Origin of the sequence: uncultured Parasphingorhabdus sp. (assembly GCF_963677535.2) — a bacterium.
In the GTDB taxonomy this organism is placed as follows: Bacteria; Pseudomonadota; Alphaproteobacteria; order Sphingomonadales; family Sphingomonadaceae; genus Parasphingorhabdus.
Genome location: NZ_CAXXUT010000003.1, coordinates 726,814 through 742,957, shown reverse-complemented (window position 1 = coordinate 742,957; position 16,144 = coordinate 726,814). Strand labels below are relative to the sequence as shown.

The 16,144-nt window shown below is 60.3% G+C and carries 13 protein-coding genes; 6 read left to right on the top strand and 7 right to left on the bottom strand.

Features of this window, described 5'->3' with window-relative positions:
• Window positions 1–50: 50 nt before the first annotated feature.
• From ACHZCJ_RS10405 to ACHZCJ_RS10395, 3 genes are all read left to right on the top strand, one after another.
• Window positions 51–1,247, top strand: coding sequence for an acyl-CoA dehydrogenase family protein (locus ACHZCJ_RS10405; RefSeq protein WP_159646503.1), 1,197 nt, complete (start codon window positions 51–53; stop codon window positions 1,245–1,247).
• A 24-nt stretch (window positions 1,248–1,271) separates the two neighbouring features.
• A complete protein-coding gene (locus ACHZCJ_RS10400) occupies window positions 1,272–2,405 on the top strand; it encodes an acyl-CoA dehydrogenase (RefSeq protein ID WP_321326186.1) in 1,134 nt (377 codons plus the stop codon).
• A 149-nt stretch (window positions 2,406–2,554) separates the two neighbouring features.
• Complete coding sequence (locus ACHZCJ_RS10395) at window positions 2,555–3,856, top strand: MFS transporter (protein WP_321326184.1); 1,302 nt, start codon at window positions 2,555–2,557, stop codon at window positions 3,854–3,856.
• Here the strand turns inward: ACHZCJ_RS10395 and ACHZCJ_RS10390 are convergent.
• Window positions 3,845–4,585, bottom strand: coding sequence for an SDR family oxidoreductase (locus tag ACHZCJ_RS10390; RefSeq protein ID WP_321326181.1), 741 nt, complete (start codon window positions 4,583–4,585; stop codon window positions 3,845–3,847). The two genes, ACHZCJ_RS10395 and ACHZCJ_RS10390, sit on opposite strands and share 12 nt — an antisense overlap.
• An 87-nt stretch (window positions 4,586–4,672) precedes the next feature.
• Here ACHZCJ_RS10390 and ACHZCJ_RS10385 point away from each other — a divergent pair, with 87 nt between their 5' ends.
• Window positions 4,673–5,443 (top strand): SDR family NAD(P)-dependent oxidoreductase, encoded by a 771-nt coding sequence (locus ACHZCJ_RS10385; protein WP_321326179.1) that lies wholly within the window; start codon window positions 4,673–4,675, stop codon window positions 5,441–5,443.
• 69 nt (window positions 5,444–5,512) lie between these two features.
• Window positions 5,513–6,829 carry an MFS transporter gene (locus ACHZCJ_RS10380; protein WP_321326177.1) on the top strand — a complete coding sequence of 439 codons (1,317 nt, stop codon included), beginning with the start codon at window positions 5,513–5,515 and terminating at the stop codon, window positions 6,827–6,829.
• A gap of 4 nt (window positions 6,830–6,833) precedes the next feature.
• Here the strand turns inward: ACHZCJ_RS10380 and ACHZCJ_RS10375 are convergent, their stop codons facing one another.
• From ACHZCJ_RS10375 to ACHZCJ_RS10355, 5 genes are all read right to left on the bottom strand, one after another.
• Window positions 6,834–7,607, bottom strand: a complete 774-nt coding sequence (locus ACHZCJ_RS10375) for an SDR family NAD(P)-dependent oxidoreductase (RefSeq protein ID WP_159646491.1) — start codon at window positions 7,605–7,607, stop codon at window positions 6,834–6,836.
• A 25-nt stretch (window positions 7,608–7,632) separates the two neighbouring features.
• Complete coding sequence (locus tag ACHZCJ_RS10370; protein WP_321327779.1) at window positions 7,633–9,234, bottom strand: FAD-dependent oxidoreductase; 1,602 nt, start codon at window positions 9,232–9,234, stop codon at window positions 7,633–7,635.
• Between the two features lie 109 nt (window positions 9,235–9,343).
• Window positions 9,344–11,209: a hydantoinase B/oxoprolinase family protein gene (locus tag ACHZCJ_RS10365; protein WP_321326174.1), complete on the bottom strand. Its 1,866-nt coding sequence runs from the start codon at window positions 11,207–11,209 to the stop codon at window positions 9,344–9,346.
• A 1-nt stretch (window position 11,210) separates the two neighbouring features.
• Window positions 11,211–13,265, bottom strand: coding sequence for a hydantoinase/oxoprolinase family protein (locus ACHZCJ_RS10360; RefSeq protein WP_321326172.1), 2,055 nt, complete (start codon window positions 13,263–13,265; stop codon window positions 11,211–11,213).
• 30 nt (window positions 13,266–13,295) lie between these two features.
• Window positions 13,296–14,216 (bottom strand): hydroxymethylglutaryl-CoA lyase, encoded by a 921-nt coding sequence (locus ACHZCJ_RS10355; protein WP_321326170.1) that lies wholly within the window; start codon window positions 14,214–14,216, stop codon window positions 13,296–13,298.
• 64 nt (window positions 14,217–14,280) lie between these two features.
• On the opposite strand from ACHZCJ_RS10355, the gene ACHZCJ_RS10350 reads away from it, so the two are divergent.
• The gene (locus tag ACHZCJ_RS10350; protein WP_159646483.1) at window positions 14,281–15,462 is read left to right on the top strand and encodes a CaiB/BaiF CoA-transferase family protein; all 1,182 of its coding nucleotides are present in this window, start codon (window positions 14,281–14,283) and stop codon (window positions 15,460–15,462) included.
• Window positions 15,463–15,475: 13 nt separating this feature from the next.
• Here the strand turns inward: ACHZCJ_RS10350 and ACHZCJ_RS10345 are convergent, their stop codons facing one another.
• On the bottom strand, window positions 15,476–16,129 hold the full coding sequence (locus tag ACHZCJ_RS10345) for a GntR family transcriptional regulator (protein WP_321326168.1): 654 nt from the start codon (window positions 16,127–16,129) through the stop codon (window positions 15,476–15,478).
• Between the last annotated feature and the right edge of the window lie 15 nt (window positions 16,130–16,144).

The window sequence follows — 16,144 nt, the reverse complement described above, 5'->3', positions numbered from 1 at the left end:
CGCGGTTTTCAGCCTATAGTCCGGGCAAATTCTGACCAAGGAGCACTCCCATGAATCTGGAATTCACAGAAGAAGAAAAGGCCTTTCGCGCCGAAGTGCGTGACTTTATTGACAATAATTATCCGAAAGATATCGGAACGCGTGGTGTTCAGGATGAAATGAGCCGCGAGGATATGCTCGCCTGGCATAAGATTCTCGGCAAGAAAGGCTGGTCGGTTCCGGCCTGGCCAACCGAATATGGCGGCACCGGCTGGACCCCGACGCAGCGCTATATCTGGGGTGAGGAAAATGCCCGCAAGAACACGGTCATGCCGCTGCCTTTCGGCGTATCGATGGTCGGACCGGTGATCTACACATTCGGCAATGAAGAGCAGAAAGCCGAACATCTGCCCGGGATCCGTTCGGGTGATGTCTGGTGGTGTCAGGGCTATTCGGAGCCTGGTGCCGGTTCCGATCTGGCTTCGCTGAAAACCACTGCGGTACGCGATGGCGATGATTATATCATCAACGGCCAGAAAACATGGACGACGCTGGCGCAGCATGCCGACTGGGGTTTCTTCCTGTGCCGGACCGACTCCGATGCACCGAAGCCGCAAATGGGCATCAGCTTCATCCTCGTCGACATGAATACGCCGGGTATCGAAGTGCGCCCGATCAAACTGATCGACGGTGGCTACGAGGTTAACGAAGTGTGGCTGACCGATGTCCGCGTACCGGCAACCAATCTGATCGGCGAAGAGAATAAGGGCTGGACCTATGCCAAGTTCCTGCTCGCGCATGAACGCTCCGGCATTGCCGGCGTGGCGCGATCGAAGCGCGGCGTCGAACAGCTCAAGGAAATTGCTGCTGCCGAATTGCTCGACGGCAAGCCGCTGATCGAGGACATGGGCTTTGCCCAGAAAATCAGCCAGCTGGAAATCGATCTCTCGGCGCTGGAAATCACTGAACTGCGGACGCTGGCCGGCGAACAGGCGGGCAAGGGGCCGGGACCGGAAAGCTCTTTGCTGAAGGTCAAGGGTACGGAAATCCAGCAGCGGCTCACCGAGCTGACCCTGGAAGCGGTTGGCCATTATGGCACGCCCGATTTCCGCAGCTTCCCAGATGACGGGTCGAACGACTTTCCGATTGGTCCGGATTATGCCCATCACGCGGCACCGACCTATTTCAACATGCGCAAGACGTCGATCTACGGCGGGTCCAACGAGATCCAGCGCAACATCATCACCAAAATGATCCTCGGCCTTTAACCGGACCGACAGAGGGGAATTAACATGGATTTCGATTTTACCGACGAACAGAATATGGTGCGCGACGGCATTTCGCGCCTGATCCGCGAGGAATATGATTTCGATACGCGCCGCGGCGTGATCGAAAGCGAATCCGGCTGGCGGCCGGAGCTTTGGGCGCAGCTCGCCGAGCTGGGCATGCTGGCGGCCCCGTTTTCGGAAGAAGATGGTGGCTTTGGCGGCGCCACCGAAGCGATGATCATCATGGAAGAATTCGGCAAGGGCCTGGCGGTCGAGCCGTTTATCCCATCCGTGGTCTGCGCTGGCGGGGCCTTGAAACATGGTGGAAATGCGACGCAACGCGAAGAATATATCGGTGGTATCATTTCCGGCGAGATGGTCTTTGCCTTTGCTTATGCCGAACCGCGCGGGCGCTATGACCTGGCCAATCTGGAAACGACGGCCAAGGCCGACGGCAGCGATTATATTCTCAACGGCCACAAGGCGGTTGTCATAGGCGCGCCCTGGGCGACGCATCTGGTCGTTACCGCGCGCACATCCGGCGGACAGAGCGACAAGGATGGTGTTTCCCTCTTCATCGTCGCCAAAGATGCACAAGGCGTCAGCACCCGCGACTATGCAACGGTCGATGGCCGCCGCGCTTCGGAAGTCTATTTCGAGAATGTCAAAGTCTCCGGCGACGCCCTGATCGGTGAGGCGGACAATGGCCTGCCGCTGATCGAGAAGGTCGTTGACGAAGCGACCGCAGCGGTCTGCGCCGAAGCGATCGGTGCGATGAAGGTCACCAACGAAACCACGGTCGAATATTCTCGCCAGCGCAAGCAGTTCGGCACCCCGATCGGTTCCTTTCAGGTCTTGCAGCACCGCATGGCCGACATGCTGATGGAATATGAACAGTCGGTGTCAATGTGCTATCTGGCGACGATCAAGCTCGACGAGGATGACGCAACGCGCAAGAAGAATATCTCTGCAGCCAAGGTCCGTATCGGCCAGGCCGCGCGCTTCATCGGCCAGTCGGCGATCCAGACCCATGGTGGCATGGGCATGACCGACGAACTCGCGGTGGGCAGTTATTTCAAGCGCCTGTCTATCATCGAGGGCGAATTCGGCAGCGTTGACCATCATATGCGGCGACACATTGCACTAACCGCAGGTTAGGCGGGCATATCCGTTCGTGCTGCGACAGGCGCGGGACGAACGGTGCGGGTCTGCATGAATATTGCTCCTATCAAATAAGGGGATAGAGCCACGCTGGTTCTATCCCTTTTTTCGCGCTAGATCACAGGCATCCGTTGGAGAGGATGTTTATGAGTAAGTTATCTGACCAGACTTCCGGCGGGGTCTATCGATATTATGTTCTGATCATGTTGATGCTGACCTTCACGTTCAACATCACCGACCGTCTGGTGATGTCGATCCTGATCGAGGACATCAAGGCCGAATTCCTGCTGAGCGATACGCAGATCGGACTGCTCGCCGGTACCGCTTTCACCATATTCTATCTGCTGCTCGGCATTCCTGCCGGCCGGCTGGCGGATCGGACCAATCGCCGGACGATGGTGGCGATGGCGGTCTCGCTGTGGAGCATCATGGCTGCATTATGCGGCGCGGCCACCGGTTTCTGGACGCTGTTTCTGGCGCGACTCGGCGTCGGTGTCGGGGAAGCCGGTGGTGCGCCGCCGTCGGTATCGATCATCACCGACTATTTTGCGCCGCACGAACTGTCGCGTGCCATGGGTATCTTTACCGCCGGTGCTGTGCTCGGTCCGGTTCTCGGCTATTCGGCGGGCGGTTATCTGGCGTCCGAATATGGCTGGCGCTGGGCCTTCATCCTGCTGGGCCTGCCCGGCGTACTGCTGGGTATCATACTTTATCTGACCGTCAAGGAACCGGTGCGTGGCCGCTTTTTCCCGGCCGATGCGAGCGCGGCCGGTGTCGCGAAGCAGGAGCCGTTCAGGACAGCGATGCTCTCACTATGGCGCAACTCCGTCCTCGCTCGTGTGATCACGGCCAATGCCTTCGCCAATGTTCCGGCCTTCGCCTTCGCCATCTGGCTGGCGCCGATCCTGATACGCAAATTTGAGATCACTCAGGGAGAAGCCGGCCTCTATCTCGGCGCGGTTCTGTTCATTGGCGGCGTCCCCGGCATGATATTCGGCGGATTTCTGGCCGACCATCTGGCAAAGAGAACCCCGAAATGGCGTCCGTGGTATTGCGCCCTGGCGCTGGGCCTGACTCTGCCTTTCTGGGCCTCCTGTCTGCTTGCCGACAGCCTTCAATGGACGCTGGGTCTTTATATTGCCGGCTATATATTGCTCGTGTCCACCCAGGGTGCGGCCTATTCGATGATACAGTCCGCCGTGAAGCCGACCGAGCGCGGCACGGCCTCTGCCATCGGCAGCCTGCTGGCCAATCTGCTCGGCTATGCGATTGGGCCGGCGCTGATCGGCGTGATGAGCGACGGCTGGGCGGATCAATATGGTGCGATGTCACTAAGCTATGCGGTCATGGTGACCGCAGTGGTCAGCCTGACGGTATCGGTCTGCCTGTTCTGGTGGACCAGCAGGGCGATGGCCGATACGCCGTCGGGGCTGGCGCTAGAGCAATAGTCCCCCGTCCGCGATGATCGTCTGGCCGACGATATAGCCGGCCAGGGGCGAGGCGAGGAACAGCACCAGTCCCGCCATATCATCGGGGTCGCCGATACGACCAAGCGGGATTGATCGGATGGTCGCCTCGCGCCGCTTGGGGTTTTCGGTCGTCACCTTGGTCATCTTGGTCGCGATCAGACCGGGGGCGACACCGTTGACCCGGATACCATCCGGCGCCCAGGCCTTGCCCAATGTGCGGGTCAGTCCGGCCGCACCGGCCTTGGAAGCATTATAGCCGGGATTACCGACGGTGGCGTGAAAGGCAGCCGTTGAACTGATGATGATCAGCGAGCCCTTTGCTTCTTTCAGCAGGTCGTAAAACTGGCCCGCACAGGTCATCAGGCTGTTGAGATTGACCTGCATGACTTTGGCGAAATTTTCCGGTTCGAATTCGGCGCGTTTGTATAAGACCATGCCTTGCGCGCAGACCAATATGTCTAGCCTGGTGAATTTCTGGCGCAATGCAATGATCGCGGCATCGTCACCGGCATCGAGCTGGTGATAGACCAGACCGGTCAGGTCTGAGCCTTCCGCGGGGCGATAGTCAGCTTCGCTGCTCCGTGTGCCGGTGACATGGACCTCGGCACCCCCGGCGCGAAAGGCCTGAGCGCTGGCATTGCCAATGCCACTTGAGCCGCCAATTATGCAAACGGTCTGCCCAGTAAAATCGATGGACATGTCTATCATTATTCTCTCCTATGCAATTGACTATTGGCTGACTATTTCGGGATCGTCTAGGGGTTGTTGAACATTCTATCCCGGAGCAGAGACACCATGGACATCCCCTTTTCGCTTGCAGGCCGCACCGCGCTGATCGCCGGTGCATCATCAGGTTTTGGCGCGCGCTTTGCCAGTCTGTTTGCAGCGGCCGGCGCAAATGTCGTGCTTGGTGCGCGGCGGACGGACCGGACCGACGCCTTGGCGAAGGAAATCATCGCTGAAGGCGGTCAGGCGCTGGCGGTGCCACTGGATGTTACCGACGAAGCGTCGATCATCGCTGCTTATGATGCTGCTGAAGCAAAATTTGGAACGGTCGATACGATTGTCGCCAATGCCGGTGTCGCCGCGAGCGGGCGATCAACCGAAGTGCCCGCCGACCGGTTGCAGATGCTGCTCGATACCAATTTCAAGGGCGTCTATCTGGTCGCCCGCGAAGGGGCCAAGCGACTGATCGCCAGCGGCAGCCGGGAGAAGGAAAACGGCCGGATCGTGATCATCGGATCGATCACCTCGCGGCTGACCGGGGAAGGCGACAGCGCCTATGCCGCGAGCAAGGCCGGCGTGACCCATCTCGGCCGTAATCTAGCGCGCGAATGGGTGCGGATGGGTGTGAATGTGAATACGATCCACCCGGGCTATATCCCAACCGAGATTCAGGGTGACTGGTACCAGACCGCAGGCGGCGAAGCGCAGATTGCCGGCTTCCACCGCCGCCGCTTGCAGGATATCGAATCACTCGATCCGATGATGCTCTATTTTTCCTCAGACGCGTCGAGGATGGTGACAGGGTCGGATATTGTCATCGATGACGGCCAGTCGCTCTGATCTGAAGAATGGGCAGCCCTAGCTAAACAAAGGGTGCCGGGAAGAAAATAATCCTGTCATAGCTGGCGGATGGTAGAGGACAATCGCCCCAACGAGGGCTTCGAGATTTCGGCAGACAATGGGTCTGCCTCGCGCCGGCGCGCCAATTACGCGCTCGCGATCCTGTTCATCGTCACGATGCTCAACTTTCTTGACCGGCAGGTGATCTCGATCGTCGCGGAACCGATCAAGCGCGATCTTGGCCTGTCGGACACGCAACTTGGCCTGATGACCGGCCTGTCCTTCGCAATTTTCTATACCACGCTGGCGATCCCGCTGGCGGCGCTGGCGGATCGCTGGAACCGTAGCCGAATCATCGCCATTGCCATTGCCATCTGGTCGCTGATGACGGTGCTATGCGGCATGGCGGGCAATTTCGTGCAGCTGTTTCTGGCGCGGGTCGGTGTCGGCATTGGTGAAGCGGGATCGGCGCCGGCGTCGCACAGTCTGATCGCCGATCTGTTCCCACCGGAGCGCCGGGCCGGCGCGCTCGGTATCATGGGGGCGGCGGTGCCGCTTGGTGCTTTCATTGCCTATGCCGGTGGCGGCTATATTACGGAAATGTTCAGCTGGCGGGCGGCGTTTCTGCTGGCCGGCCTGCCGGGCATCATAATCGCTCTGGTGATCTGGTTCACCGTGCCCGATCCGCGTGGCAAGGTCAGTCTGGCCAAGGCCTTTCAACCGGTGGCGGGCGAAATGACCTTGCGCGCCGCCCTGCTCGAACTGTCGCGCAAACCCGCCTACTGGCATCTCGTGGCCGCAGGCGTTTTGGTGCAATTTATTTCTTATGGTCTGGCCAGTTTCTACGGCGGCCTGTTTGTCCGGGTGCACGGCATGAACTATGGCGAGCTTGGCTGGAAACTGGGCGTGATGGTCGGTTTGACTGGCGGATTCGGCGCCTGGTTCGGCGGCAAGACCGGCGATCTGATCGGCAAGCGGGATCCGGCCTTGCCCTTGCTGACAAGCGGGCTGGTGCTGGCGCTCGCCGCGCCCGGCATGATTGCCGCCATCTATGCCGACAATGCCAATATCGCGATCGCCCTGCTCGGTATCCCGACCTTTGCCGCGACCTTCTATTTCGGACCCAGTTTCGCCGCCGTCCAGACTCTGGCGAGTGACCGGACGCGGGCGATGGCGGTGGCAATCTATCTGATGATCGCAGGCCTCGTCGGATTGGGCATCGGTCCGGTCTTTGTCGGTGGCCTATCCGACTATTTTGCCGGGGGTGATCGCGCGCTGGAGGCAAGCGCCTTGCAGCAAGCGCTCGCGGTGCTGGCGCTCTTCAACCTATGGGCGGGTTTCCATTATTGGCGTGTCTGGACGTGGATGAAGCGCCAACGCGCCTGAAAAATCACTTGCCGCCAGTAACATAGAGACATTGGCCCGTGACCCAGCTGGAGGCAGGCGACGCCATATAAACCACGGCGGCGGCAATATCCTCTTCCCGGCCGAAACGCGCCAGCGGAATCTGGAACTGCTTGAGCAGCGCTGCGCGTTTTTCTTCCGAATCAATGCCCATCGACTCGTCGAAATTCTCTGTCGGGATCGGGCCGGGCGCCACTGCGTTGACGCGAATTTTCGGCGCGAGTTCAAGCGACAGGCTTGCGGTCAGGCTGTTCACCGCCGCCTTGGAGGCGCCATAAGGCGCGTTTTTCACTTGCCCGCCGATTGCCGCGCGGGAAGAGATGTTGATAATCGCACCGCCGTTTTCGCCCATATGGCTGGCAGCGGCGACCGCACCCATCCAGACGCTCTTCAGATTGAGCTCAATCTGCGCGTCCCAGCTGTCTTCCGGCGTGCGGGTCAGATAGCGGGGCGTGCCATCGGGCAATCCGCCCGCATTGCTGACCCAGATCGTCAGCCGGCCCAGTTCCTCGACCGCGCGGTTGGCGAGATTTTCGAGAGCGGCGCGGCTGGTCACATCGGTCGGAACCGCGATGGCGCGGCGGCCCAGTGCGCGGATTTCTCCGGCCACCTTTTCCAGATCATCGGCGGAGCGCGCGGCGATGGCGACATCAGCGCCCGCTTCGGCCAGGCCGAGCGCGATCGCCCGCCCGATCCCCTTGCCGGCTCCGGTTACGACCGCGACTTCGCCGTCGAGTTTATACTGATCCAAAATACCCATTATTACGCTCCCTTGATCCTGCTGGTCACTGGTTGACCCGTTTGGCCGCTGCGCGACCGGCGATATAACCAAATGTCAGGGCCGGTCCCAATGTGCCGCCCGCTCCGGCATAGACACTGCCGGTGGGCGCGCCGATCACATTGCCGGCGCCAAACAGCCCGGCAATCGGTTCCCCATCGACGTCGACGATCTGCGCCTGTGCGTTGGTTTTCGCGCCGCCATTGGTACCAAGCGCCCCCATCCGGATTTCCACCGCATAAAAGGGGGCCTTGGTGACACCGCCCAATGTGGCTGCAGCACCGTCGCGGGAGCGGTCGCCGTAAAAGCGGTCATAGCCGGTCTTGCCGCGGCCGAAATCCTGATCATCCAGTTGCTCGGCCAGCTCGTTGAACCGGTTGACGGTGGCGGGGAGATTCTTCGCATCGACGCCGATTTGGGCCGCCAGCTCTTCGAGCGAACCGGCTTGTGCCACCCATTCCGGCAATGGCGTGCCGGGCATGATCGAAGAAAGCGGATAGCGCTCCCGATAGTGCGAGTCGAAGATCAGATAGGCGGGGAGATTGGGATAGGCATAGCTTGCCGGATCGAAGGCATGAAAGGCCCCCGCGAGCGCGGAATAATTGGCCGCTTCGTTGCAGAATCTCTTGCCCTCGCGGTTGACCATGATGCCGTGCGGCAGCGTCCTTTCGATCAGCACCGGCATGTTGCGGGTCTCGCCGCTTTGCCATTGTGCTTCGGGTATCGCGAGCGTGGGCACCCACCAGGCGCTGGTCATGTTGCCAAGACCCGCCCCCGCGGAAATCGCCATTTTCAGACCATCGCCGCGATTGCTGGGCGGCGAGGCCGGCGCTTCCAGTGGTCCGCGCAAAAAGGCATGTTTCAGCGCGTCATTCCATTCGAATCCGCCAGTGGCGAGAATCACGCCATTGCGCGCCATGATGGTTTCCCGCCTCTCATTGCGTTCGACAATCGCGCCGGTCACCCGGCCATTCTCGACCAGCAGACGATAGCCGCCGCATCCCAGCACCGGCTCGATGCCGCGATCGAGACAGGCCTTAAGCAACCGCCCGACCAGCGCCTGGCCCCAGCCGCGCAGATCTTCGGTTTCGCGGCGCTGCATTTCTGCTGGATCAACCAAACCGCTGCCGCCGCCGAGCGGCGTTTCGCGCAACATCATTCTGGGTGCCGGGCCATGTGCGAATACCCAGTCTTTCCACTGGCCGAGCGTCTTGAAGTCAAACAGCTCGTTGTCGAGCGAGCGGCCACCCGTTTTCGCGCCGGGGCGGTCCTCATAATAGTCCGGATAATCGGGCATCATCGTCAACCTGATCGCATCCAAGCCGGTCAGAAAGGAGAGCATCGGTCCGGCTTCGGTGACAAAGGCAGACAGCACGGCTTCATCCATCTCGCCATGGTCGAGGGAGAGAAAATAGGCCAATGCATCGGCGCTGCTATCCTCTATGCCCTGCGCGGCCATCTGGTCATGATCGGGGAGCCAGACCACGCCGCCGGAGATCGCGGCGGTTCCGCCCAGCCGCTTCTGCTTTTCGATCAGCCGGACCGAGGCGCCGGATTCATGCGCGGCCAATGCGGCGGTCAGCCCCGCTGCCCCCGCACCGATGATCAGAACATCTGTCTCGCTATCGACTATCGCACCTCTCCCGTAACCGGATTGGCGACCAGTCTAGGGGCTTGGACAAGGTGCGACAAACCGCACTTTGGATAGCGACAAATTGCTAGGCGGCGACCGTTCCCGGCTGCACTGGTGCCGGCAGTCCGGTTTCTTCCAGACAATTGGCCCGCAAGGTCTCGATATCGGGGCCAAAGTTGAAAGGACTGTCGCTCTCGACCACATCGGCCGCCATTTCCGCGCGCAGGCTTTCGGTGGCCGGACCATCGACGCTGCCGTCATCGGCGATAACCACGCCATAATCGCGCGCGCCTTTGACGGTCACCAGTCCCTGGCGGATTTCCAGAGCGACCAGTTCGGGGTCGCGCTCGAGCGGGTTGCCCCAGCCGCCACCACCCCAGGTAATGAAGTGCAGCAGATCGCCTTCGCGCACCTCGATACCGTCCTGCTTGTTGCCGACCACCTCTTTCGATCCGTCCGCCCGTTCCAGTATCTTGGTCGCCCGGTCACCGGGCTGGCCGCCATTGACGCCCCACGGATAGGTGAACCAGCGGTCATCGTGGATTGCCACCGTTCCGGGCTCCAGAAAACGGTAAGTCATGTGGATGCCGTTGCCGCCGCGGAAGCTGCCGGCGCCACCGCTATCGGGCTTGGCCTCGTAGCGCTCGATTCGCAGAGGGAAATATTTCTCGAGAAATTCGTTCGGCACATTGGTGAAGCCGGGCCACAGCGAATGGCCGTCCGGACCGTCGCCGAAGGGCCGCCCGGGAATACCGCCAAAGCCGATCTGGAACAGCTGGAACCATTCACCGCCCTTGTCGAAGCCCGAATACATCAGATGTGGACTGGACGAGAAACCGGCACCGTTGAGGAATTCTGGCTGGCGCTGGCCGAGCAGGCCGCCCAATATATCGAAAATCCGGCCCAGCGCATGGGTCCGGCCGGCTAGTGCGGCGGGATATTTCGGCTTGAGCAGCGACCCTTCCGGAATGCGGACATCGACCAGATCGTAGAAGCCGTCGTTGAACAGGATCTGCGGGTCGAAGACCATGATCATATAGATGCCGAAGAACATCTTGAACATATTTTCGTTGAGGAAGAAGTTGATCGAGCTTGGCGCCTGCGGGTCGGTGCCTTCGAAATCGAGGATGACCTTGCCGCCCTCGCGCCACATTTTGCAGCTGATCTTGTAGGGGCCGAAACCGACGCCGTCGTCGCAGATATAGTCGCTGAAGCTGACCGGTTCCTCGCCGATGCTGGTTTCGATCAGATGTTTCATCGCGCGGTGATTGCGTTCGAGCAGCAGATCGGTGGCACCGGCAAATTCATCCTCGCCAAAGCGCGCACATATTTCATCGACCCGGCGGGCCGCCACCCGGCAGGAAGCGATCAGCGCGTTGAGATCGGCGGCGCACCAGTCCGGTTTGCGGCTCTGGTGCAGGACGACCTTGACCATCTCCTCGTTATAGACGCCCTTCTGGTAGATTTTGACCGGCGGTATCCGGACGCCTTCTTCGAACACGCTCTTGCTGTCGATCGGAATCGAACCGGCCACCTTGCCGCCAATGTCGGACTGGTGGCCGAACATCGCGGTCCAGGCGACCAGCCTGCCGCCGCGATAGACCGGCAGCAGAACCAGCCAGTCATTATTATGACTGACGGCGCCGTCGCAGCTGTAAGGGTCGCTGAGGAAGATCATGTCGCCTTCCTCGATCGTGCCGGGATAGGAGCGCAGGAAGCCGTCGATGAAGCTGCCGAACTGGCCGACCACCATCTTGCCGTCGCGGTCGGCGATCAGCGGAAAGGCGTCGCCTTGTTCGCGGATACCGGGCGACATGGCGGTGCGCACCAAAGTGGCGTCCATCTCGATCCGAGCGTTGCGCAGGGCGTTTTCCATGATGTCGAGGGTGACTGGATCAACCTCGACCTTGTTGAAGGGAGCTTGGTTGGTTTCAATAATCTGTGCGGGCATATCAGGCTCCTTCCACCAGGTTGATGATCAGATTGCCATGGTCGTCCACCAGCGCTTCACAGCCGCTGTGCACCAATGTCGTGCTGTCCATTTCGGTGACGATGGCAGGTCCCTGGACGCGATTGCCAGCTTTCAGCAGGGCGCGGTCATAGATTGCCGCGTCCTGCATCTTGCCGTCCATGTAGAGTTGATGATCGCGGGTTTTTGCGGCGCCCGGGTCGGCGTCGCCCTTGCTGATCGATGGCGGCGCAACATCGGCGGATTTACCGAGCGCCACGGCGCGGACGTTGACGATTTCGTGCGGTGTCTCGTCGAGATTGAAGGTGAACAATCGTTCGTGCTCGGTATCGAAGCGGGCGATCAGGCTGGCAATCGAAAGGCCTTCGGGTTCCACCGACAGGGGAATTTCGAAGGCTTGGCCAGCGTAGCGGATATCGATTTCATAAAGCAATTCGATATCGCCGGGCGCGACATCTTCGGCCTCCAGCTCCTGTTTGACCTGTGCGCCGAGATTGTCGAGATAGGCGGTAAGCTCCTCGTCGCTGGTATTCTGCACCATCTTATTGAAGCTGCGCTGCGTTTCGACGCGTTGTCGCGTTGTTGCATCGCCATAGGCGCAGAGGACGCCCGGCGAGGGCGGAATGATCACCGGCCAGCTGTTCATCAGCTTGCCCATCGCATTGGCGTGCAGCGGTCCGGCGCCGCCAAAGCCCATCAGGGCGAAGTCGCGCGGATCATAGCCCTGCTGCACCGAGACCAGCCGCAGCGCGCCGAACATATTTTCATTGACGATATCGATGATCCCAGCAGCGGCATCCATCAGGTCGATACCCAGCGCGTCGGCGATCGTCTGCACCGATTTCTTCGCACCCTCGCGATCGAGAGTAAAGCTGCCGCCGAGCAGCGATTCCGGCAAATAGCCGAGCACGACATTGGCGTCGGTCACGGTCGGCAATTCCCCGCCCTTGCCATAAGCCACCGGGCCGGGGACCGCGCCGGCGCTCTCCGGGCCGACCCGCAGCGCCTTGGTCAGTTCGGGCACAAAGGCGATCGAGCCGCCGCCGGCGCCCACGGTTTTGACGTCGATCGACGACGCACGGACATTGAGGTCCCCGACCGAGGTTTCCCGCTGCAGCCGCGCCGCGCCATTTTCAATCAGCGCCACATCGGTCGACGTGCCGCCCATATCAAGCGTGAGAATATTTTTTACGCCCGCGCTTTTCGCTACCCAGACGGCACCGGCAACACCACCGGCCGGCCCGGACATCAGCAGATTGACCGGCGCCTCGGCGCTTTTTTCCGCCGACATCAATCCGCCATCGGAGCGCAGCAGGTTGAGCTTTGCCTTGCTACCCCAATCCTCCAGTTCCCGTTCCAGATTGCCGACATAGCGGGCGACAGCCGGGCGCACCGCGCTATTGGCGATGGTCGTGAGGGCGCGTTCATATTCCTGCATTTCCGGCAGGATGTCGGAGGAGATGGAAATCGGAATATCCGGAAAGACCTCGGCACAAATGGCCGCGACGGCCTTTTCGTGACGACCATCGACATAGCTGTTCATCAGGCAGATGGTCAGCGCCTCGATGTCTTCCGATGCCTTGAGCTTTTCTAGTCGGGCGCGCATTTCTCCCTCGTCCAGTTCGCGGACAGTATTGCCTTCGGCATCCATTCGTTCCGGTGCTTCGATCGTGCGTTCGAGGGCTGCCATGGGTTCAGGTTTTGGCCAGATGATCCAAGCTGCCAGCCCACCAGGCACCAGACTGCGGGCAATCTGCATCAAGTGGCGATAGCCGTCGGTGACCACCAGTCCGACCTTTGCAATTTTCTTCTCCAGCACCGCGTTGGTCGCGACGGTGGTGCCGTGCAGGAACAGATCGATCTGGTCGGGCGCGATATCCTGTCGCTCGCACAACCCCCTTGCGCCATTGATCACCGCCTGAGAGGGGTCGCTCGGGGTCGACGGGACCTTGTCCCGGAACGTCTGGCCGGTAGCCTCGTCAATCAGCAGCAGGTCGGTAAAAGTTCCGCCGACGTCGACACCCAATCGATACCCCATATTTCAATCTCTCTCTTATTATCTTGTCATTCAGGATTCGGCTCTCGCAACCAGAGACGGCAGCGGCCGGCCGAGAATCGTTTCGAACCACTGATTGGTGGCGATGGCTTTCTGCAGATCTAGATCATGATCAATCCCGGAGCGGTTGAGCAGGTTGACCAGATCTTCCGTCGCGATATTGCCCGTGGCATTGGGCGCGAACGGACATCCGCCCAGCCCGCCGAGGCTGGAATCCAGCGTTTCCACACCGGCCTGCACGGCGGCCCATGCATTGGCTATACCGGTGTTGCGCGTGTCATGGAAATGGGCCCGCATCTTAATATGGCCGGGAAGCAATTCCCGGAGACGTCCGAACAAGTCGGTAACTTGCGCCGGAACGCCGACGCCGATCGTGTCGGCCAGTGCGATTTCCGTGGGGTCTTCGGCGGCCATTTCTTCGGCGATATGGAGAACCGTCTCGGGAGACACCGCGCCCTCGAATGGACAGCCAAAGGCGGCCGATATGGTAACCTGCGCCTTCAGTCCCTCGGCTTCGGCGAAGCGGATCATCTCGCGATTCTCTCTGATCCCCTGCTCGATGGTCTGGCCCTGGTTCTTCTGGCCGAATGTATCGCTGGCCACGACCACGCAGCCGGCTTCGTCAATCCCGCGCTTGTTGCCTTCGCGCGTTGCCAGCCCGCGCAGCACGCCGCGCTTGTTCAGGCAAAGGCCGATATAGGAAACGTCATCGCGGTCGGGCAGGCCGGCAATAACCGCTTCCGCATCCGCCATTTGCGGAACCCGGCCCGGATGGACAAAACTGGCCACTTCCATGCGCTTTGCCCCGGCATCCAGCATGCGGGTGATCAGGCCCAGCTTGTCCGCCGTAGAAATGACTTCGGCTTCGTTTTGCAGCCCGTCCCGCGGGCCGACTTCCAAAATGGTGATCGCGGTGCGACTATCTGTGCTCATATAAATTGTATACAATCCTGTAACTGCTTTGTATAGAAGAAAGGATGATGCGGGAGTATTTTTCATGACGCAAGGTGCATTGACCGGGTTGCGGCTGATCGAAATGGGTCAGCTGATCGCGGGGCCGTTCTGTGGCCAGCTGATGGGCGACCATGGCGCAGAAGTAATCAAGATCGAGCCGCCAAAGGTTGGTGACGCGATGCGCAGCTGGGGCCAGGGCATTCCGCTCTGGTTTTCCGTTGTCGGCCGCAACAAAAAGTCGATCACACTGAATTTACGGGAAAAGGAAGGTCAGGCGATCGTCAAGCAGCTGGTCGAGAAATCCGACTTTCTGCTCGAGAATTTCCGCGCCGGCACGATGGAAAAATGGGGTCTGGATTACGAGACGCTGAGCGCGATCAACAAGGGGCTGATCATGATCCGCGTCTCGGGCTATGGTCAGACTGGTCCCTATTCGCACCGCGCCGGCTATGGAGGCATAGGCGAGGCAATGGGCGGGATGCGCTATATCATTGGTGAACCGGACCGTCCGCCCAGCCGCGCTGGCTTGTCGATAGGCGATTCGCTTGCCGCCACCTACGCCTGTCTTGGCGGGCTTATGGCGCTGGAGCACCGGCACAAGACCGGCGAAGGGCAGGTTGTCGATTCGGCTATTTACGAAGCGGTGCTGGCGAATATGGAATCGACTGTCGCCGAATATACGGTGGCGGGCCATATCCGGGAGCGGACGGGGTCGATTCTGCCGAAAATTGCCCCTTCCAATGTCTATCCGACCAGCGATGGCAGCATATTGATCGGCGGCAATCAGGACAGCGTCTGGAAGCGCATGGCGGCGATGATGGGGCGGCCGGAGCTGGCCGAAGATCCCCGCTATGCGACTCATGTTGCGCGCGGTGAAAACCAGACCGAACTGGACGAACTGATCATGGAATGGACCAAGACCATAAAAAGCCAGGATTTGCTCGATATGTGCGAAGAGCATGGCGTCCCGGCGGGCAATGTCTATCGCGCTCCCGAAATGCTGGCAGATCCGCATTTCAAGGCACGCGAGGCGCTGGTCGAGATGGACCACCCCCATCACGAGCATTTCGTCATGCAGAATGTCGCGCCGAAATTGTCCAAGACTCCCGGCCATATCGATAGCGTGGGGCCGGATCTGGGCGCGCATAACGAAGCTGTCTATGGCGAGCTACTGGGTATGGACAGCGCAAAAATGAAAGACTTGCAGGAGCGCGGAATTATCTGAGGCAGGCCTGCGTTCAGTCTTTCGCAATTCTCGAGGTTGCGCTGCTGAAGCTGTGAAAGGCGCGGCGGATATGACTGGTCATGACCGCGCGCGCCCACTTTGAATCCCCGGCTGCAAAAGCGGCGATCAGCTCTTCGTGATCAATGCCCGACTGGATCAGGTCGTCGCGCGAATATTGGGCGGCGGTGCGGCGAACGACCGGCTGTTCGACCAGGGACGGGAGCAATTGGCTCAGGCGCGGGGACCGGGCGCGATCGAGAATCAGGCCATGAAACTGCCGGTTTGCTTCGAGAAAAGTCGCAATATCGGCCTCCGGTCGGTTGACTGCTTCGGTCAGGGTCACATTGATGGCGCGCAGCCTGGCCAGATTTTCGTCATCCATCCGCTGTGCGGCCCGTTCCGCCGCGTGGGACTCGAGCATCGCCCTGAGAGAGAAAATCTCGTCAATTTCATCATGCGACCAATCCGCCACCGAAAGCCGCTTCGAGGCGCTGCGAACCAGCAGCATCTCGTTTTCCAGCCTCTGCACCGCATCGCGCACCGGCGTCCGTGAAACGCCAGAAATCTCGGCGAGTCGCTCTTCGGTCAATTGCATGCCCGGGTGCACATCATCCGAAAGGATGAAGCTCCGAATTTTTCGATAGGCACGATCGGAAGCACGGGTCATGGACCGGCTATTGGC